The sequence below is a fragment of the Corynebacterium uberis genome, from assembly GCF_020616335.1.
Lineage (GTDB): Bacteria > Actinomycetota > Actinomycetes > Mycobacteriales > Mycobacteriaceae > Corynebacterium > Corynebacterium uberis.
The window spans coordinates 274,446-292,597 of the sequence record NZ_CP085051.1; the positions used below are offsets into that span (position 1 = coordinate 274,446).

The window sequence follows — 18,152 nt, forward strand, 5'->3', positions numbered from 1 at the left end:
CCATGAATCACCAACTCCCGCGCGCCGCCGGCTGGCTGCGCCCCTTAGCCGCCCTGAGCCTGGCTGTCGGCCTGACCCTGGGCACCGCCGGCCTCGGCGAGGTGAGCCTGGCGGCCGCCAACCCCCTGGACCAGCACGTCTCCGCCGATGAGTCCATCGTCCCGCCCGGCACCCAGGCCACCCTAGAAGAAGGCCACGCGGACATGGGCCCGGCGTTTGTCAACGGCACCTTCGACCTGCTGGTCCGCGATGACTCCGTCAGCCCCCCGGTGCACCGCCACGCCGAGGACCTGGTGTTTAAGGTCGGAGAGGGCGCGCAGATGCCGCTGCCAGAGGCCTCCGAGGGCGGCAAGGACTACCAGTTCACTGGCGCGAAGCCGGGCGCGCAGGTGTGGGTGATTCCCCAAACCCAGGTCACCGGTGTGCCCTGGCTCGGGTGGAACACGCAGGCGCCAAGCCTGGGCGAGCAGGTAGATACCGGCGTGGACCTGGAGTTCATGGGCCACCAGGGCCCGGGCCACTTCTCCGTCTTCCTCCAGGCCGGCGGGTTCGCCGCGCCCCAGAAGGTGTGGACCTCCACCGAGGACGCCCCCCAGAAGGCGTGGGTGGAAATGAATAGCCACGCCCACGCCAACTGGGTGTTTACCCAGCCGGGCATTCACCTGGTGGCCGTGCGCGCCACCGCGACGTTGCGCGACGGCACCACGGCGTCGACCACCCGCGTGCTGCGCTTTGCCGTCGGGCAGGATGCTGATGTCGCCCAGGCCCGCACCGCTTCCTGGGACGGCGACCCGACCGTGGGCAAGGCCGCCGACGCCGGAAGCAACCCGCACCGCGGCTGGCTGATCGGCGGGGCTGTCCTCGCCGCGGCACTGTGCGCCGGGGCGGCGGCATTCTACTTTGGGCGCCGCGCCTCAAGGAGCAATCAGTGACGGGGCCGCAGGAGGTGCTACGCGCCGAGTACGTGCACGTGCGGCTCGGCCGCCGGGACGTCCTCCACGGCGTGTCCCTTGCCGTCCACGCCGGCGAGTTCCTGGGGCTTCTGGGGCCCAACGGGGCGGGCAAAACCACGCTGCTGCGCACGCTGCTCGGCCTGCTCAGCCCCACTTCCGGGACCGTCTCTGCGACCGGTCGCGTGGGCTACGTCCCCCAAAATCACCACATGGCCTGGGATTTTCCCTTAAGCGTGGAGCAGGTGGTGCGCTCCGGGCGTACCGGCCTGCGCGGGTTGCTGCGCCCCTTTACGCGTATCGACGCCACCGCGGTCACCCATGCGCTGGAGCGTGTCGGCCTGTCCGAGCTCGCCGCCCGCCCCGTCGCGGCGCTATCCGGCGGGCAGCGCCAGCGGGTGCTCATCGCCCGGGCGCTGGCCGTCGAACCGCAGGCGCTGCTGCTCGACGAGCCTTTCACCGGGCTGGACATGCCCGCCCAGGAGTCCCTGCTCGCACTGATCCGGGGCCTTGCTGCAACGGATGGGGTGGCCATTGCTATGTCCACCCATGACATCGGCGAGGCGATGGACACGTGCGACTCGGTGGCGCTGCTGCGCGCCGGGACGTTGAGCGCGGGCCCGGCCGCCCCGGCGACGCTGCGCGACGCGCAGCTGTGGACGCGCACCTTCGGGGTGCGGGAGGATTCCCCGCTGCTGCGCGCGGCGGGCATCATCGGCCCGGACAGGCAGGTGGCGTCGTGATCTCTGTGGCAGATTTCTTCGCAGACCTGACCAACCCGGCGTTGGCCTTCCTGCCGCGCGCCCTGGCGGTCTCTGTGGTGGCGGCGGTGGTCTGCGCCGTGGTGGGCACTTTCGTGGTGCTGCGCGGCATGGCGTTTATTGGCGATGCCGTGGCCCACTCCGTCTTCCCCGGCATTGCCATCGCCTTTGCCCTGGAAGGCAGCGTGCTGCTGGGCGGGGCGATCGCCGGGGTGACGGTGGCGGTGTTGGTGGCGGTGTTCTCGCAGCGACGCCGGGTGGGGGAGGACACCGCGATTGGCATCTTCTTTGCCGCCGCATTCTCTCTTGGTGTGGTGGTCATCGCCCGCGTCGAGGGCTACACCGCGTCTCTGACGTCCTTCCTCTTCGGCTCGATTACGGGCGTGTCGCGCTCGGACATCGTCATTGCCGCGGTGGTGGGAGGGGTAGCCGTCGCGCTGATTTTTGTGTTCCTCAAAGAACTCGTGGCCGTGAGCCTGGATCGGGAAACCGCCCGGGCGATGGGGCTGCGCGTGTTCTGGCTCGATCTCTTGCTCTATGTGGCGGTCACTGCGGCGGTGGTGATCTCGGTGCGCACCATCGGCAACATCCTGGTGCTCGCGCTGCTGGTTACCCCCGCCGCCACGGCTCGCCTGCTCACGGACCGGCTGGGGGTGATGATGGGCCTGGCGGCCCTCATCGGCGCCGCAGCCTCGGCCGTGGGCCTGTATTTATCCTGGGCGATCGATTTGCCCACCGGCGCCACGATCGTACTGACGGTCACCGCCATTTTCCTGGTCAGCTGGGCTATTACCGGGCTGACCCGAACTGAGGAGAGTGTCTAAAACAGTGTCTATTTCAACGCTCCACCACCATCGGCGGATGCGGTCTACGGTGGCGCTGCTGGCCACCGCCCTGCTGGCCGCCGCGGTGGCCCCACAGGTGGCCCCCCAGGTCGCCGCCGCCGGCGAGGTGGCCGCCCACAAGCCCGGCACGCCCGGCTTTGGGGTGGATGTTCCCAGCGATCTTGATCACGTCTGCGCGGGCCGCAAGCTGACGTACAAGGCGCACTCGGATGCCCTGTATGCCACCTACGATGCCGATGGTGAGCTGATGATCGCCACCATCGATGGCCAGCAGGTCCGCGACGCCGATGACCTGTGCATGCGCCTTGCTCCCGACGCCGACGATGACGGCAATGAGCTGTCCCGCTTTGCCATCCCCGACGACCCGGCCTTCAGCTTCCTGGGCACCCCCGGCGAGGTGATCTGGCAGGCCCCGCAATCGGTGAACGCGTGGCGTGGGTGGCGGCCGCTGTGGTCCGGCATCGGCGCGTTTGACCCGCACCATGAAAACGCGGTGCCAGAAGACCTGATGGATTCCTCGGTCCACTTTGAAATGACCGACTACCAGGGCCCCGGTCGCACGGACGTGTTCTTCTACAACGCGTCCACGGACGCGCCCAAGGTGCTGTTTGATAGCCGCGATCACCGCGAGTTTGACTACAAGGTCGGCGGCCACGGCCACTTCACCTGGACGTTTACTAAGCCCGGTATCTACTCCATGACCTTCAAGGCCACCGCTGAGCGCACCGATGGCCAGCACTTGGAGTCCCCGGAGACCACCATCTACTGGCTGGTGGGCACCGACGAGCAGGTGGGCCTGCCCGAGGGCACCACCACGGGGCTCAACCCGATTAAGGAGCTGTTGGCGCCGCTGGATGAGGAGGCAGAAGCCTCCGAGTCTGAAACTGAGACGGCCTCTGAGACCACGGAGGCGGAGACGGACGCCGCCTCCGAGGAGGCGACGGATTCCGCGGGTGCGGCGACCCCGGAGTGCCACTGCACCACGGAGCCGAGCGCGGAGCCCAAGCCTTCCGACAAGCCCAAGCCTGCCGACAAGCCGAAGCCGTCGGACAAGCCGAAGCCGTCGGACAAGCCCAAGCCTTCCGATAAGCCCAAGCCCTCGGACAAGCCGAAGCCCACGGCCGCGCCGGCCCCGGAGCCGCAGCCTGAGCCCCAACCCCAGCCCCAACCGACGCCGAAGGAGCCGGAGCTTCCTGATGAATCCCCGGTGGCGCACATCATCACTGACGGACACATGGACCTCATGGCCTACGCCACCGCCGAGGACGGCCTGAAGGCCGGCCTGCGTGACGGGGCGGATCCGGCCCATGAGCTGTGGCGCGAGTCCGGTACCTTCGCCTTCGCCGTGCCCAATGCGGCGCGGCGCACCCTGCCAGCCAAGGTTGCGGCCTCCGTTGGCGGGGACCTGCCGGAGGCGATCTGGGAGCTGCCGCAGGCGCAGGTCGACGGCCTGCCCTGGCTGGGCTTTTCCACCGATATTGCCGATGACGCCGGCATCGATACCTCCGCGCCCGTGGAGGTCAGCCTGGCCAACTTCACCGGCCCCGGCCGGATGGTGGCCTCAGAGGCCACGCTGACCGCCGTGTCGGTGCGGCTGGATTCGGCCGATCGTTCCAAGGTGTTGCAATACGGCCCCCGGGCGCACAACCACATGTCCTTCTGGTTCACCGAGGCCGGACGCTACGAGGTCACCTTCCGCTTTAGCGCCCGCGACCTGTCCGGGAAGCTGGTGGAGCGCGATGTAGAGACCGCGTTTTTGGTGGGTTCTGATGCCATTGGTGTCACCCGCCCGGACGAGGAGTCCCCGAAGCGGGGCCTGACTCCGGCGGAGCACCCGGCTGCGCCTGCCCCCGCCCCGGCTCCCGCCCCGGCGCACCGCCCGGGTGCGGGTGCGGCCCCTGCGGCCAAGCCGATGCCCATCGGGCACCGCCCGGATGCGGCCTCCCCGGCACCGCAGCGCCCCGCAGGTTCTGCCGGTGTGAATCCCTCGACGGGAAATACGTCGCGGGTGTCGGTGGCCGGGCAGCGGGCCCCGCAGCACGCGCCGGGATCGGCCTCCGGGTCGGTGCGTGCGGCGTCGATGGCGACGGGCCCCTCCGGGTCCGCCGGTAGCCGCCCGGCGGGAAGCTCGTCTGCGGCACGCAGCACCAGCTCGGGTGCGAAGGTGGGCCAGAAGACCGGAACGCAGCCGGGTGCTAAGCCCGGAACGAAGACGGGGACGAAGCCCGCGGACCGGGCGCGCGGGGCGTCGACAAGCGGAAAGCAGGACGTCCCGGACGTGTCCACCCAGGCGCTGACGGCGTCGGCTCCGGGGATGCAGGCCGGCGGCTGGGCCTCCGGGCTGGTCATCGGCATGGGCGTGGCGGCCGCCGTGGTGGGCGCCGGGTTCCTCATCGCCGCGGAGATTAACCGGCGGGTCGCCGCCCGGCTGCGCGAGCGCGAGTAGGGGTGTTCGATTACCCTCGGGTGGCACAACGAACCTGCTGTGCCACCCGAGGGGAAGGGCGCCGATGATGCTCGCCCACAAGGTCATCCCTAGTCTCATCGCCGGCCTTGCTGGGCTGGCGGTGGGCTACGCTGCGATGTGGATCGCCGTGGCGGCCCTGAGCGTCGTTGACCTGTCGGTGGTGGGGTTTGTTGCCCTGGCCACCGCCTGTGGGTTGGGCTGTGCCGCCCTCGGGGCCCTGCTGCTGCGCCGCACCCGCCTGTGGCCGGGCGCGACGCTGGTGGCCGCGGTGTGCACCGTGGCCAGCGCTGGGGGATGGGCGGCGTTTGTTTCCTTGTTCGCCAGCGGGCTGGCGGGCCTGTAGCTCGCACGCCCGCGCGAGGGCAGGGGGTTTTTAAGAGTTGCGCTCGAGTAGGCGCAACAGTTCCTTTTGCACGTCGCGGCGGCGAATCTTGCCCATCTGGTCGCGGGGCAGCTCTTCGAAGTGGTAGAAGGTGCGCGGCACCTTATACCGGGTGAGCAGTTCGCGGGCGTAGTCCTTGAGGCCCTCCGGGTCCAGCGCGGCGCCCTCGTTGAGGGTGACGCAGGCGACGACGGATTCGGAGCCATCCTCACGCGGGCGGCCGACGACCGCAATATCGGCGATGTCCGGGTGGGCGCGCAGCGCTTCTTCCACCTCGGCGGGGTAGACGTTAAAGCCGCCGGTGATGATGACTTCCTTGATGCGGGCGACCAGGCGGATGAAGCCGTCGGGCTCCATGACGCCGACGTCGCCGGTGCGGTACCAGCCGTTATGGAAGCTCGCCTCGGTGGCCTCCGGGTTGTTGAGGTAGCCCTTGAACACCTGGGGGCCACGCACAAGCAGCTCGCCCTCCTCGCCGTACTCGACGGTGCGGTCCAGGTCCTCCGGGTCCGCGATGCGCACGTCGGTGTCGGGGAAGGGGATGCCCACGTAGCCGGGGCGGCGCGCCGCGCTCATAGGATTGCCCACGATGATGGGGGAGGTTTCGGTCAGCCCGTAGCCCTCCACCAGCAGGCCCTTGGTCATCGACTCCCAGCGCTGCACGGTGGCGACGGGCAAGGTGGACGCCCCGGAGAAGGAGTTGCGCACGCCGCGCAGCTCGACGCCGCGCTTGCGGGCGGTGTCCACGATCTTTTCGTAGAGGGTGGGCACCCCGGGAACCCAGGTGGGGGTGTGCTTCTTCATCACGTCCATGATGAGGTCCATCTGCGGGGCGGGCAGCAAAATAATCTCCCCGCCGATGAGCATGGACAGCGTGCAGCACATGGTCATGCCGTAGGCGTGGAACATGGGCAGCGCGGCGAGGATGCGCTCATCATTTTCGCCGAGGTTAGGCACCCACGCCTTGCCCTGGGTGATGTTGGCGTTGAGGTTGGCGTGGGTCAGCTGGGCGCCCTTGGGGGCGCCGGTGGTGCCGGAGGTGTAGAGGATCAGGGCGGTGGTATCCGGGGTGACCTCGGGGCTGGCCACGACGTCGGAGCCGTCGCCGCCGAGGCGGTTGCCCAGCAGCATCTCAAAGGGCAGCGTGTTGGGCGCCGGCGCGGTCAGCTGGGCGCGCATGCGGCGGACCTTGGGGATGGGCAGGCGGAGGGCCAGCTGCCGGGAGGTGGGCATCTCCTCTGTCATGTTGACGGAGACGATGGTTTCGAGCTCGGTGGTGGGGCGCAGCGCCTCGAAGACGTCGGCGCGCTTGTCCCAGATGATGGCCACGCGGGCGCCGTGGTCAACGAAGGGGTCGTGGAGCTCGTGGCTGGTGTAGAGCGGGTTGTGTTCCACCACGGTGGCGCCGAGCATCTGGACCGCCCAGAAGGCGATGATGTGCTGCGGGCAGTTGGGCAGGGCCACGGCGACGCGGTCGCCGGCGCGGACTCCCAAGGCGCGCAGGCCCGCGGCGGCGGCGCGGACCTTGCGGTCCAGCTCCGTGTAGGTCATGGTGCGCCCGAAGAACCAGGTGGCGGGCTTGGAGCCCTTGTTTGCCAGGTTGGTTTCGTAGAGGTCGAGCAGCGTGGTCTGGCCGTAGTCGAGGGTGTGGGGGGTAAAGGAGGCGTAGTGGCGCAGCCAGATGCGGTCGGTGGGGGTGGTCATAGGCGTGGGAGTCCTTTCGCTGTGGTTCGTGGCGGCGCGGGCGGGGTGCGCGGTATGGGTGCGCGGGGCGTCGTTAGTTACCACCGGGTAGGTTACCTTGAGCCACTCTAGTACCCCCACTCGGGGTGGCGGCAATCGCGCCCCTTGCAGCGCCCCTGTTCCGGCGCCCCGGGGACCCGCCCGGCGGAATGATTAATATCGGGCACATGCGCGTTGCCATGATCTCCATGCACACCTCCCCGTTGACGCAGCCCGGCTCTGGGGACGCCGGCGGGATGAACGTTTACGTGTTATCCACCGCCACGCAGCTTGCCCGGCAGGGGGTGGACGTGGACGTGTTTACGCGGGCGACCCGGCCGAGCCAGGGCGACGTGGTGGAGGTGGCGCCGCACCTGCGGGTGGTCAACGTGGTTGCCGGCCCCTATGAGGGGTTGAGCAAGGAGGAGCTGCCCACGCAGCTGGCGGCGTTCGCGGGGGGAATTGTGCAGTTTGTGCGCTCGGAGGGGGTGGATTATGACGTCATCCATTCCCACTATTGGCTTTCTGGCCAGGTCGGCTGGCTGTTGCGGGACCTGTGGGGCATCCCGTTGGTGCACACGGCGCACACGTTGGCGGCGGTGAAGAACCTGCACCGGGCGGCGTCGGATTCTGCTGAGTCGGAGGCGCGGCGCATCTGTGAGCAGCAGATTGTGGACAATGCGGACGTCATGGTGGTCAATACCGCCGAGGAGCAGGGCGATCTGCTCTGCCACTACGATGCGGAGCTTGAGCGCATCGTGGTCGTCCCCCCGGGCGCGGATACGGAGCTGTTTACGCCGGGCACCAACCGCAACACGGAGCTGGCGCGCCGGGCGTTGGGGGTGCCGCTGCACGCGAAGGTCATTGCGTTTGTGGGCCGACTCCAGGAGTTCAAGGGCCCGCAGGTGCTCATTCGTGCGGTGGCACAGATGCTTGCCGACGCCCCCTGGGCCAACCTGCGGGTGCTCATCTGTGGGGGTGCCTCCGGCGCGCAGGCGGCGGCGACGACCTACCGCGACCTCGCCCGTGAGCTCGGGGTGGCCCACCGCATCCGCTTCCTCGATCCGCGCCCGCCGGAGGAGCTTGTCACGGTCTACCAGGCGGCGGATGTGGTCGCCGTGCCCAGCTACAACGAGTCCTTCGGCCTCGTGGCGCTGGAAGCCCAGGCTACGGGCACGCCGGTGGTTGCCGCCCGGGCTGGTGGGCTGCCCATCGCGGTGGCGGAGGGGGAGACCGGGGTGCTCGTGGAGGGCCACGATCCGCGGGACTGGGCGGAGGCGCTGGCGGAGCTGCTCGACGATGATGACACGCGCATCCGGATGGGTCGCGATGCCGTGGAGCACGCGGCGCAGTTTTCCTGGGCGGCCACGGCCTCCCGGTTGGCGGAGGTCTACGCGCAGACGGTGGCGTGGCGTGCGCAGGGTGCCCAGGGGCGGCGTCGCAACGCGATTGGGGGCTGAACCCGGAGGCTAAACACAGGCAATCGGGCGCCCACCCGCGCACCCCTGCGCCCGATTATGTGGAAACTCACAGAGTCAAACATGGGCGCGGCGGGGTGATTCATGGCATGCTAAAGAACATGAGCAACGGACAACTGATTCTTCTGCGCCACGGCCAAAGCGAGTGGAACGCCTCCAACCAGTTCACCGGATGGGTGGACGTGGACCTGACCGAACAGGGCAAGCAAGAAGCCCAGCGCGGCGGAGAAATGATCAAGGAATCGGGCCTCAAGCCCACCGTGGTCTACACCTCCCTGCTGCGCCGCGCCATCAAGACCGCCAACATCGCCCTCGACGCCGCGGACTACCACTGGATCCCCGTCGTGCGCGACTGGCGCCTCAACGAGCGCCACTACGGCGCCCTCCAGGGCCTGAACAAGGCGGAGACCCGCGACAAGTACGGCGACGAGCAGTTCATGGAATGGCGCCGCTCCTACGGCACCCCGCCGCCCGAGCTCGACGACGACAACGAGTACTCCCAGGCCAACGACCCCCGCTACGCAGACCTTGAGCAGGTCCCGCGCACCGAATGCCTCAAGGACGTTGTCGCCCGCTTCGTGCCCTACTTCGAGCAGGAGATCCTGCCGCGCGCCAAGGACGGCCAGACCGTGGTCATCGCCGCCCACGGCAACTCCCTGCGCGCCCTGGTCAAGTACCTGGACAACATCTCCGACGCGGACATCGCCGAGCTGAACATCCCCACCGGCATCCCGCTGGTCTATGAGATCGCCTCCGACGGCTCCGTGGTCAACCCCGGCGGCACCTACCTCGACCCCGAGGCCGCCGCCGCCGGCGCTGCCGCCGTGGCCAACCAGGGCGCCTCCAAGTAGCACCGCCCCACTCACGGTGATCTGGGTCTGGGTCCTCGGCGGTGCCGCCTTCGCGGCCGGCGGGCTGCTAGGAAGCAGCGCCGCGCCGCTGCTTGCGCGCGCCCGGCACCGCCGCCCCCACCGCGCACACCGCCCCCACCGGGAAACCGGGGACGAGGCGGGCCGCAACCAGGTCACCACCATCAGCCAGGTCCTCCACCTGGCCATCCAGGGCAGCCCCACCGGCATGGCCGTGGTCAGCCGCGACGCCGAACTGCTGCTATCAAACAGCTGGGCCCATGAGATGGGCGTCATCCACGAACGCGCCGTCACCCCGGAGGTGTGGGCCGTCATCGAGCGGGTCTTTGAAGACAAAGAAACCCACGTGCTCAACCTGACCACACCCCGGCGCCGCCCAGGAAACCGGGTCACCGACGTCCGCGTGGTGGTCAAGCCGCTCACGCTCGTCGATGACCGCTTTGTCATCGTCTACAGCACCGACGAGTCGGAATACATGCGCATGGAGTCCGCCCGCCGCGACTTTGTGGCCAACGTCTCCCACGAACTGAAAACGCCCGTCGGCGGCATGGCACTGCTCGCCGAGGCGCTCATGGAATCCAGCGACGACCCCGAGCAGGTGACCTACTTTGGCACCCGCCTGCACCGCGAGGCGCTGCGCATGTCCGACCTGGTCAACGAGCTGATCTCGCTCTCCAAACTCCAAGGCGCCGAGGCGCTGCCGGAAATGGAACCCGTCGCCGTCGACGACATCATCGATGAAGCCATCGCCCGCAACCAGATCGCCGCAGAAAACCGCGACGTAACGCTCACCCGCGGCCCCGAATCCCAAGCCCAGGTCAACGGCGACATGTCCCTGCTGGTGACCGCCGTATCCAACCTGATCAGCAACGCGATCAACTACTCGGCAGAGTCCATGCCCGTCTCCCTGACCCACAAGGTGCTGCCGGACCATGACGCGGTAGCCATCCGGGTCACCGACCGCGGCATCGGCATCGCCGAGGATGACCAAAAGCGCGTCTTCGAACGCTTCTTCCGCGTAGACAAGGCCCGATCCCGCTCCACCGGCGGGACGGGACTGGGCCTGGCGATAGTCAAGCATGTGGTGGCCAACCACGGCGGTACCATTAAGCTGTGGTCGAAGCCGGGCACCGGCTCGACCTTCACCATCGAATTACCGCTCTACCATCCGGAGACGGCCGCCGAGTTGCCGCCGCCGGAGGACCCCATTGATCCGCCGGATGCCGCCCTGCGCAGGGCAGCGCACCGGGTGTCGGCGCGTCGAAAGGACAAGACTGCATGACCACGATCTTGATCGTCGAAGATGAGGAATCCTTGGCCGATCCGCTGGCCTTCCTGCTGCGCAAAGAGGGATTTGAGACGATCATCGCCGGCGACGGCCCCTCCGCGCTGGTGGAGTTTGGCAAAAACGACGTGGACATTGTGCTGCTGGACCTTATGCTGCCCGGCATGTCCGGCACGGATGTGTGTAAGCACCTGCGCGCCCACTCGGACGTGCCCGTCATCATGGTCACGGCGCGGGACTCGGAGATCGATAAGGTGGTGGGCCTAGAACTCGGGGCAGACGATTACGTGACCAAGCCCTACTCCTCCCGCGAGCTCATCGCCCGCATCCGCGCGGTGCTGCGCCGCCGCGGCGACGGCGTGGGCGGGCCATCCGTGGCCGCCGCGGCCGAGGAACAAGAGGCAGAAAGCCTCCAGGTCGGCCGCGTATCCATGAACGTAGACAGCCACACCGTCACCGTGGACGGCCAGCCGGTCAACATGCCGCTCAAGGAGTTTGACCTGCTGGAATACCTGTTGCGCAACGCCGGGCGCGTGCTCACCCGCGGCCAGCTCATCGACCGCGTCTGGGGGGCCGACTACGTGGGCGACACCAAGACCCTGGACGTGCACGTCAAGCGGCTGCGCTCCAAGATCGAAGAGGAGCCCTCCCGGCCGCGCCACCTGGTCACCGTGCGGGGCCTGGGCTACAAGTACGAGTCCTAAGCCTGCGCCTGGGCCTGGCGCGTCGCCGGATGGGCGGGCCAGGGCGCGTCGAGTCCCCCCTCCTGGGCCGCCGCGGCGATGGCCTGCCGGCGGCGGCAATACTGCGCCAGGACCTCGTAGGCGGCATCGCCCAACAGGGCACGCAGCTCCGCCTCCTGGCTCAGCCACAGCGGCCGGGCACCCGTGTGGCACTCCGGCGCCGCCGAACAGTACCAATCAAAGTCCTCGCCGCCGTTGCCCCACCCGCGGCGGTCATATTCGCCGATGGTGGTCACAAGCTTATCGACGCCGTCCGAGCGCTCCACCCACTCCTCCTCGCGGCGCAGCGGCAACTGCCAACACACCTCCGGCTTGACCACGGTCAGGTCCGCGCCAACATCCACCGCCCACTGGTGGATCGCGCAGCCTGCGCCCGTGGGCCAGCCTGGGCGGTTGGCAAAGATGCAGGCCCCGTTCACCACCTTGGTCTTGAGGGCCGGCTCCGGATCGCCGTTATCGTCATCAAGCTCGTCCCAGTCCAGCCACGGCTCTAGGTCCTCGGGCTCCCCGGAGGCCAGGAAGGCGTCGGTGCCCGCCGGGCGGAGCTGCCAGTAGCGTGCGGGCATGGTGGCGGCGGCGTCGTAAAGCTGATCGCGATCCTCCTCGTCGCTTAAGAAGGCCCCGTGGATGCAGCAGCCGGCGTCCGGCTGGCTGGCAGAAATACCCCGGCAGTTCGGCGTGCCAAAGGTACACTGCCAATGCGATTCCATCCAGGTGATATCCACGCGAAGCACGCGATCTGGATCAGCCGGATCTGCAAATTCAAACCATTCCCGGGGAAAATCCGGCGCTACTTCGACGCCCCTGGCGATGGCCGCAGCCGCGGGCGTAGCGGCGGGAAAACCCAGATAGACGGGCGGTCGAGATGGTTGATCCACACCCAAGAAGGGTAGACCGTCTACTGTGAGAGTGTGCGATTAGGTGTTTTGGACGTGGGCAGTAACACGGTTCACCTCGTGGCCGTGGACGCCCGCCCCGGTGGGCGGCCCACCCCCATGAGTGACTGGAAGACCACCCTCAAGCTGGTAGACCTGCTGGATAAGCGGGGCGCGGTCAGCGATAAGGGGCTGGCGCGGCTGACGGCCGCCGTCGGTGAGGCGGCGGAGCTGGCCGGCAAGCTAGGCTGCGTGGAGCTCATCGCGTTTGCCACCTCTGCGGTGCGCTCGGCAACAAACTCAGAAAAGGTGCTCGCCCATGTGCGCAAGCACACCGGGGTGGAATTAGAAATCCTCTTCGGACCGGATGAAGCCAGGTTAACTTTCCTGGCAACGCGCCGCTGGTATGGATGGTCCGCCGGGCGGATTATTAACCTTGACATTGGCGGTGGATCGTTGGAAATGGCCACCGGATTGGATGAAACACCGGATGTGGCTTTCTCCTTGGATCTGGGAGCGGGTAGATTGACCCACGAGTGGTTCGACACCGATCCGCCTGAACGTAAAAAGATCAACCTCTTGCGGGACTTCATCGACGCCGAGTTGGTGGAACCCGCGCGGCAGATGCGCGCCTATGGTCCGGCACGCGTGGCCACCGGCACGTCCAAGACTTTCCGCACCCTGGCCCGGCTCACGGGCGCGGCACCGTCTTCGGAGGGGCCGTTTGTCACACGCACGCTCTCGTCCCCAGGTCTGCGGCAGCTGATCGCCTTTATCTCCCGGATGACGGCGGCAGATCGCGCAGAATTGGAGGGAGTCAGCGCTGACCGTTCCTATCAGATCGTCGCCGGAGCCCTCGTGGCAGAGGCGGCCATGCGGGCGTTGGCGCTCGAAGAGATTGAGATCTGCCCCTGGGCGTTGCGTGAGGGAGTCATCCTGCGGCGGATCGATAAGGGACTGGAATAGAAAGGACGCCACCTCATGAGTGACGACAAACAACTCACCGTCGCCGAGCTCCTTGCCCGCGCCGGCGGGGAGGGCGCCGCTGCCGGCAGCGGCTCCGGACGTCGCCGCCACCGGAGCATCGACCAGGGCGGAATCTCCGTCGCGGAGCTTACGGGGTCGATGGCACGGGTGACGGACAAGCCGGTAGAGCCCCGGCACTCCTCGGTGCCCATGGACACCGAAGAGTCCCTCCGCGCGCCACACGGCCACCACCACGGCGGCGCGGTACCGCCGGCGCAACAGGCACCCCCGGCCGTGGAACAGGTCCCCCAGCCGGCCCACCAGCCGACTCCGCAGCAGGTCCAGCGGCCCGCCCCGGGAGGGGCCAGCCGCATCGAACGCCCGCGCACCCAGCCCCAGCCGCAGGCCCAGCCACACTCGTATGCGGACAACCAGCCGGCTGTCACCCAGGTTCCGGCCGGCACCGCACCGGCCCAGCCGCCCACCGGGCAGCGCCCCTCCCCGTGGCCGATTCCGCAGCGCACCCCCGGCACGGCCCCGACGCCGCCGGCCCCGCGCCCGGAGTCCTCTCCCAGCTCTGAACACACGGCCGTCATCTACGGCATGGACCGCGGGCTGAAGTCCTCGGCCCGGGCCGAGCAGCGGGTGCAGCAGGCCCAGGCGCGGGCCTCTGCCACGGCGCTGCGGGCCAGCGAGCAGCAGGAGCGCCACGAGGATCAGGGCGTGGGTGCGGATGAAACCGGCCGCATCCCGCGGGTGCCGGACGGCCCCGATGCCTCCGCTTCGGCGGATGCCCGCCAGGAGGACGCGGAGCAGTACAACCGCGCCCTCGGGGAGACGGACACCCCCTCGGTGGAGAGCTACAACGTGCACGCCACCGCGGCGCGCCCCCACCCGGCGGCCCGCCCGCACGGGGAGCGCGACCTGGTCCGCGACAGCGACGAGGACGCAGAAGGCGCCTCCGGCGGGCTCGGCGGGGCGATCCTGCTGGCCGTGGTGGGCGTGGTGCTCGGCGCCATCGTCTTCCTGGCATTCAAGCAACTGTGGGATTCGGGGATGTCCCGGATCATGATCGGCCTTGCCGCCCTGGCGGTGACCGCGGTGATGGTTGCCGGCGTGCACTTCCTGCGCACCGCCCGGGATTCCCTGTCCATGGTGCTGGCCGCCGTGGTGGGCCTGGCCATGACCTTCGGGCCCTACGTGCCCACCATCTTGGGCCACTAGGAGACAATCCGGCTCAGCGTGCCCACTACCGCCGCCTTATGGCAGGGTAGTGGGCATGACTTCTATCGCCGTGATCGGCGGAGGCGAAATTGGGGAGGCGCTCGTCGCCGGCCTGATCTCCTCTGGGGCCGATCCGTCCACCATTACCGTGTCCAACCGGCGCGCCCAGCGCAGCGAGTACTTCGCGGAAAAATATGGGGTGCACACCGAGCTGGACAATGCGCGCGCCGCATCCGAGGCGCAGGTCATCATCGTGTGCGTTAAGCCCGGTGTGGTGCCTGGGGTGCTCGAGGAGATCGCGGAGGCCGTCAGCGACAATGACAACCAGCCGGTGGTGGTCTCCTTCGCCGCCGGGGTGACCATTCAGACGATGGCTGACGCCTTGTCCGCGGGTACGCCCGTGGTGCGGGTGATGCCCAATACGCCCATGCACAAGCGCCTGGGGGTCTTTGCGGTGACGCCGGGGCGGTTTGTGGACGAGGACCAGATGGCAACCCTGTCTGAGGTCCTGTCCGCCGTGGGCACGGTGGTCACCGTCGCGGAAGAAGAAATGGATGCCGCGACGGCAATGTCCGGCTCGGGGCCGGGCTATATCTACCTGGTCGCCGAGGCGATGATTGATGCCGGTGTGAATCAGGGGCTGCCCCGGGCCACCGCCCGGGCGCTGGTGTGCGGCGCGATTGAGGGCGCCGGTGCGATGCTTGCCGCCGGTGAGGAGTCGCCCACCGATTTGCGCGAGCAGATCTGCACCCCCGGCGGGACGACGTCTGCTGCGGTGCGCGAGCTTGAGGAATCCGGGCTGCGCGGCGCGTTCTTCCGCGCCGTGGAGGCGTGTGTCTCGCGCGCGGCGGAGTTTGGCGCGCAGGATGAGGATTCCAGCTCCTCCTCCGAGGACGACTAGCGGGAGGCCGCTTCCCCCCCACGGGGGCACCCCCGCCGGGCGCGGCGGGGGGAGTGTTGTCCCCGTTGTTGCAGGCGTCACCAGCGCCATCAGCCCCATAAGAAAAAATAACCAACTTGGGTCGCAACAGTCACATGTTTCACGCTAAGCTGAACCGAGCACGTGCGTGACTTCACTGCGGGAGGGGAAGCCTGCAGCGCGCCACGGCTTGAAGGGTGAAAAATATGGCACACGATGACAAGGCAACGTTTCTGACGGTTGCCGAGGTCGCGGAGATCATGCGAGTCTCCAAGATGACTGTCTACCGTCTCGTTCATTCGGGCGAGCTTCCGGCGGTTCGCGTCGGGCGCTCCTTCCGGGTGCATGAGAAGGCGGTCAATGACTACCTCGATTCCTCGTACTACGAGGTGGGTTAGTCGGACTTCGGCATCACGCCAGCACGCCTCACCGCACCCCCGCGTCCTCCTTCTTTCGGGCCCGCGGGGGTGTGGTGCGTCACGGGCTGTGGGCGCGCGTCGCGGGACCCGGCTTTTGGCCGCTGGTTGCGTCCTAGCTAGAATGGGCGCATTCGTGCCTGACGCCTTGTTTGAGCATGCCCCTGCCGGCTGCGTGTCGCGTGAGACGTGCACATCCGCGTCACACCATCGCCGCCGCACCGCCCAGGTTGTGCCCGGGTGGGCTGGCCGGCTTCCCGGCTGGGGGCTGTGGACGCTCGGCAGGGCGCGGGCAAGGAAATGTACGTACATGACGTCAAAGAAGTAGCGAGGAGAACTCCATGGGTTCTGTGATCAAGAAGCGCCGCAAGCGCATGTCCAAGAAGAAGCACCGCAAGATGCTGCGCCGCACCCGCGTGCAGCGTCGTAAGTTGGGCAAGTAAACCCAGCACCCACCACACACCCCCTGTCGCAGCCAGCGGCAGGGGGTGTCGGCATCTGAGGGGGCGGCGCCGTTAGGCGCGGTGCAGGTAGCGCCGCCACCGCCACCCGGCCAGGCTAAACGCCGCGGTGACCAGCCCGGGCAGCCCGAAGGTGCGGATGGCCTTGCGCACGTTGCGGTAGTCACGAATCTGCCAGCCGCGGCGCTGGGCCTCGGCGCGCAGCTTGCGGTCCGGGTTGATGGCCACGGCGGTGCCCACCATGGACAGCATGGGGATGTCATTGGCGGAGTCGGAGTACGCGGTGCAGCGCGACAGGTCGAGCTTTTCTATGGCGGCCAGCGCCGCCACCGCGTGGCTCTTGCCCGGCCCGTGGAGGATGTCGCCGACGAGCCGGCCGGTGAACTTTCCGTCCTTGACCTCCGGGACCGTGCCCAGCGCCCCGGTAAACCCGAAGCGCCGGGCGATGACCTGGGCGAGCTGGACGGGCGTGGCGGAGACCAGCCACACCTGGTGGCCGGCGGCTAGGTGCATCTCTGCCAGGCTGCGCGTGCCGGGGAAGGCGCGGTCTTCGACCCGGTTGATCACGATGTCGTCGCAGATGCGGGCCAGCTCGGCGACGTCATAGCCGCGGACAAACTCGAGGGCCTGGGCGCGGCCCTCGGCGACGTCCTCGGCGTTTTCGGAGCCGGTGACGCGGTATTTGATCTGCTTCCACACGATGGGCAGGATCTCGTGGATTTTAAAGTAGCGTTTGCGGGCTAGCCCCAGGGCCAGGGCCACCAGGGAGGAGCCCTGAATGAGGGTGTTGTCCACGTCGAAGAAGGCGGCCACGCCGGGCTCTTGGGGAACGTCCGGGTCGGTGGGGGACAGACGCAGCGCCCCGGCGGCCTGGATGGATCCGCTCACGGAGTCCACCCCGGAGCTGAAGGAGTCCAGGTCGAGGTCGAAGGTGTCGCGCACCGCTGCTGCGGCGGCGGCTTGGCCGGCGGCGAGTTGGGCGGCGTCGTCAAGCGGAGGTAGTGCGGTGGTCTCCAGGAAGTTGCGGAGGTTGCCGTGGCTGGTGGACCAGCTTGCTAGGAACTCGCGGGGGGAGGAGGGAAACAGTGGTGGCTCGACTGAGTTCATCGCTTAGATTCAGAAACCTTCCTTCGATGATGCGACCCGGGGGTACCCCACGGGGGTGGGGTAGTGGGTGTGCCTTTCATCATATTGCCGCATGCCCGTTGGCGCCGTGCGCGGTGCGGCTGTGGGATGCTAACCCTACAAGGACGCGGCGCGCGCGCAACTGGGGCGTCGACAAGCGGGCAACTTCGGAGAGCCAGCACCATCGGCACCACCAGTACCACGGTGCCGCGCGCACCCTGGCCGCGCCCGGGAGGATTGCCGGGCCCGGGCGAGCAGCACAACAGTGAGGAAAATGATGCCTGATCAAGCACACCTGGTGGAATTGATGGTGCGCGCAACGTGTGGCTCCTGCGACCGCGTGGCCGCCCAGATCGAGCCGGTGATTGCGGCCCGCAGTGCGCGGCTGGTGCTGCGCGACGTGGACGCGGATCCGGAGCTGGCGGCCGAGTTTGGGGACCGGGTGCCGGTGGTGGTCATCGACGGGGAGGAGTTTGCGTGCTGGGAAGTAGACAATGATGAGTTAGGCCTCGCTTTGTTGTAACAGGTCAGGGGCCCTATTAGCGTTGACTGGCAGTAAAGCGAACCCTTGTACTGCAAGGAGTACTGCAAGGAGTACTGCAAGAAGTACTGCAGGGCGTACTGCACGGCGTGACGGGGCTGCACCCAGGCGTAGCACCCAGGC

General features: G+C 68.1%; 18 protein-coding genes. 15 read left to right on the forward strand and 3 right to left on the reverse strand.

All coding sequences use genetic code 11. The features are described from left to right. Window positions 1-2 precede the first annotated feature (2 nt). The 5 genes from LH390_RS01210 to LH390_RS01230 all read left to right on the forward strand — a co-directional run bounded on the left by LH390_RS01210 (window position 3) and on the right by LH390_RS01230 (window position 5,366). Entirely contained in the window at window positions 3-932 is a 930-nt protein-coding gene (locus tag LH390_RS01210) for a choice-of-anchor M domain-containing protein (protein WP_227280982.1), read from the forward strand. Then, window positions 929-1,693, forward strand: a complete 765-nt coding sequence (locus LH390_RS01215; RefSeq protein ID WP_227280981.1) for an anchored repeat-type ABC transporter ATP-binding subunit — start codon at window positions 929-931, stop codon at window positions 1,691-1,693. Before LH390_RS01210 ends, LH390_RS01215 begins: the two co-directional genes overlap by 4 nt. Continuing rightward, entirely contained in the window at window positions 1,690-2,535 is an 846-nt protein-coding gene (locus tag LH390_RS01220) for an anchored repeat-type ABC transporter permease subunit (RefSeq protein WP_227280980.1), read from the forward strand. Before LH390_RS01215 ends, LH390_RS01220 begins: the two co-directional genes overlap by 4 nt. Window positions 2,536-2,539: 4 nt before the next feature. Next, window positions 2,540-5,002 carry a choice-of-anchor M domain-containing protein gene (locus tag LH390_RS01225; protein ID WP_227280979.1) on the forward strand — a complete coding sequence of 821 codons (2,463 nt, stop codon included), beginning with the start codon at window positions 2,540-2,542 and terminating at the stop codon, window positions 5,000-5,002. A 64-nt stretch (window positions 5,003-5,066) separates the two neighbouring features. After that, window positions 5,067-5,366, forward strand: coding sequence for a hypothetical protein (locus LH390_RS01230; RefSeq protein WP_227280978.1), 300 nt, complete (start codon window positions 5,067-5,069; stop codon window positions 5,364-5,366). Window positions 5,367-5,396: 30 nt separating this feature from the next. Here LH390_RS01230 and LH390_RS01235 read toward each other — a convergent pair whose 3' ends face one another. Beyond that, a complete protein-coding gene (locus LH390_RS01235; RefSeq protein WP_227280977.1) occupies window positions 5,397-7,109 on the reverse strand; it encodes a long-chain-fatty-acid--CoA ligase in 1,713 nt (570 codons plus the stop codon). 206 nt (window positions 7,110-7,315) lie between these two features. On the opposite strand from LH390_RS01235, the gene mshA reads away from it, so the two are divergent. From mshA to LH390_RS01255, 4 genes are all read left to right on the forward strand, one after another. Then, on the forward strand, window positions 7,316-8,587 hold the full coding sequence (gene mshA / locus LH390_RS01240; protein ID WP_227280976.1) for a D-inositol-3-phosphate glycosyltransferase: 1,272 nt from the start codon (window positions 7,316-7,318) through the stop codon (window positions 8,585-8,587). Between the two features lie 119 nt (window positions 8,588-8,706). Next, a complete protein-coding gene (locus LH390_RS01245; RefSeq protein ID WP_227280975.1) occupies window positions 8,707-9,456 on the forward strand; it encodes a phosphoglyceromutase in 750 nt (249 codons plus the stop codon). A 16-nt stretch (window positions 9,457-9,472) separates the two neighbouring features. Beyond that, window positions 9,473-10,756, forward strand: a complete 1,284-nt coding sequence (locus LH390_RS01250) for a sensor histidine kinase (protein WP_227280974.1) — start codon at window positions 9,473-9,475, stop codon at window positions 10,754-10,756. Further along, window positions 10,753-11,463: a response regulator transcription factor gene (locus LH390_RS01255; RefSeq protein WP_227280973.1), complete on the forward strand. Its 711-nt coding sequence runs from the start codon at window positions 10,753-10,755 to the stop codon at window positions 11,461-11,463. Before LH390_RS01250 ends, LH390_RS01255 begins: the two co-directional genes overlap by 4 nt. On the opposite strand, the gene LH390_RS01260 is transcribed toward LH390_RS01255, so the two are convergent. Further along, window positions 11,460-12,380, reverse strand: coding sequence for a DUF3109 family protein (locus tag LH390_RS01260; protein WP_227280972.1), 921 nt, complete (start codon window positions 12,378-12,380; stop codon window positions 11,460-11,462). The genes LH390_RS01255 and LH390_RS01260 overlap by 4 nt on opposite strands. Before the next feature lie 33 nt (window positions 12,381-12,413). Between LH390_RS01260 and LH390_RS01265 the strand changes: the two genes are divergently transcribed. The 5 genes from LH390_RS01265 (at window position 12,414) to LH390_RS01285 (ending at window position 16,345) form a co-directional block, all read left to right on the forward strand. After that, on the forward strand, window positions 12,414-13,343 hold the full coding sequence (locus LH390_RS01265; RefSeq protein WP_227337383.1) for a Ppx/GppA family phosphatase: 930 nt from the start codon (window positions 12,414-12,416) through the stop codon (window positions 13,341-13,343). Between the two features lie 15 nt (window positions 13,344-13,358). Beyond that, complete coding sequence (locus LH390_RS01270; protein WP_227280970.1) at window positions 13,359-14,567, forward strand: DUF1097 domain-containing protein; 1,209 nt, start codon at window positions 13,359-13,361, stop codon at window positions 14,565-14,567. A gap of 55 nt (window positions 14,568-14,622) precedes the next feature. Continuing rightward, complete coding sequence (gene proC / locus LH390_RS01275) at window positions 14,623-15,468, forward strand: pyrroline-5-carboxylate reductase (protein WP_227280969.1); 846 nt, start codon at window positions 14,623-14,625, stop codon at window positions 15,466-15,468. A 224-nt stretch (window positions 15,469-15,692) separates the two neighbouring features. After that, a complete protein-coding gene (locus LH390_RS01280) occupies window positions 15,693-15,884 on the forward strand; it encodes a helix-turn-helix domain-containing protein (RefSeq protein WP_227280968.1) in 192 nt (63 codons plus the stop codon). 359 nt (window positions 15,885-16,243) lie between these two features. After that, the gene (locus LH390_RS01285) at window positions 16,244-16,345 is read left to right on the forward strand and encodes a 30S ribosomal protein bS22 (RefSeq protein WP_003855542.1); all 102 of its coding nucleotides are present in this window, start codon (window positions 16,244-16,246) and stop codon (window positions 16,343-16,345) included. 72 nt (window positions 16,346-16,417) lie between these two features. On the opposite strand, the gene LH390_RS01290 is transcribed toward LH390_RS01285, so the two are convergent. Further along, on the reverse strand, window positions 16,418-17,470 hold the full coding sequence (locus LH390_RS01290; protein WP_227280967.1) for an HAD family hydrolase: 1,053 nt from the start codon (window positions 17,468-17,470) through the stop codon (window positions 16,418-16,420). Window positions 17,471-17,762: 292 nt separating this feature from the next. Between LH390_RS01290 and LH390_RS01295 the strand changes: the two genes are divergently transcribed. Then, window positions 17,763-18,011, forward strand: a complete 249-nt coding sequence (locus LH390_RS01295; protein WP_227280966.1) for a glutaredoxin family protein — start codon at window positions 17,763-17,765, stop codon at window positions 18,009-18,011. Window positions 18,012-18,152: the final 141 nt, after the last annotated feature.

Bases quoted from the DNA above. Each gene is read 5' to 3' on its own strand.
- LH390_RS01210 (WP_227280982.1), top strand. From the start codon at position 3: ATGAATCACCAACTCCCGCGCGCCGCCGGCTGGCTGCGCCCCTTAGCC.
- LH390_RS01230 (WP_227280978.1), top strand. From the start codon at position 5,067: ATGATGCTCGCCCACAAGGTCATCCCTAGTCTCATCGCCGGCCTTGCT.
- LH390_RS01235 (WP_227280977.1), bottom strand. From the start codon at position 7,109: ATGACCACCCCCACCGACCGCATCTGGCTGCGCCACTACGCCTCCTTT.
- mshA (WP_227280976.1), top strand. From the start codon at position 7,316: ATGCGCGTTGCCATGATCTCCATGCACACCTCCCCGTTGACGCAGCCC.
- LH390_RS01245 (WP_227280975.1), top strand. From the start codon at position 8,707: ATGAGCAACGGACAACTGATTCTTCTGCGCCACGGCCAAAGCGAGTGG.
- LH390_RS01255 (WP_227280973.1), top strand. From the start codon at position 10,753: ATGACCACGATCTTGATCGTCGAAGATGAGGAATCCTTGGCCGATCCG.
- LH390_RS01270 (WP_227280970.1), top strand. From the start codon at position 13,359: ATGAGTGACGACAAACAACTCACCGTCGCCGAGCTCCTTGCCCGCGCC.
- proC (WP_227280969.1), top strand. From the start codon at position 14,623: ATGACTTCTATCGCCGTGATCGGCGGAGGCGAAATTGGGGAGGCGCTC.
- LH390_RS01280 (WP_227280968.1), top strand. From the start codon at position 15,693: ATGGCACACGATGACAAGGCAACGTTTCTGACGGTTGCCGAGGTCGCG.
- LH390_RS01285 (WP_003855542.1), top strand. From the start codon at position 16,244: ATGGGTTCTGTGATCAAGAAGCGCCGCAAGCGCATGTCCAAGAAGAAG.
- LH390_RS01290 (WP_227280967.1), bottom strand. From the start codon at position 17,470: ATGAACTCAGTCGAGCCACCACTGTTTCCCTCCTCCCCCCGCGAGTTC.
- LH390_RS01295 (WP_227280966.1), top strand. From the start codon at position 17,763: ATGATGCCTGATCAAGCACACCTGGTGGAATTGATGGTGCGCGCAACG.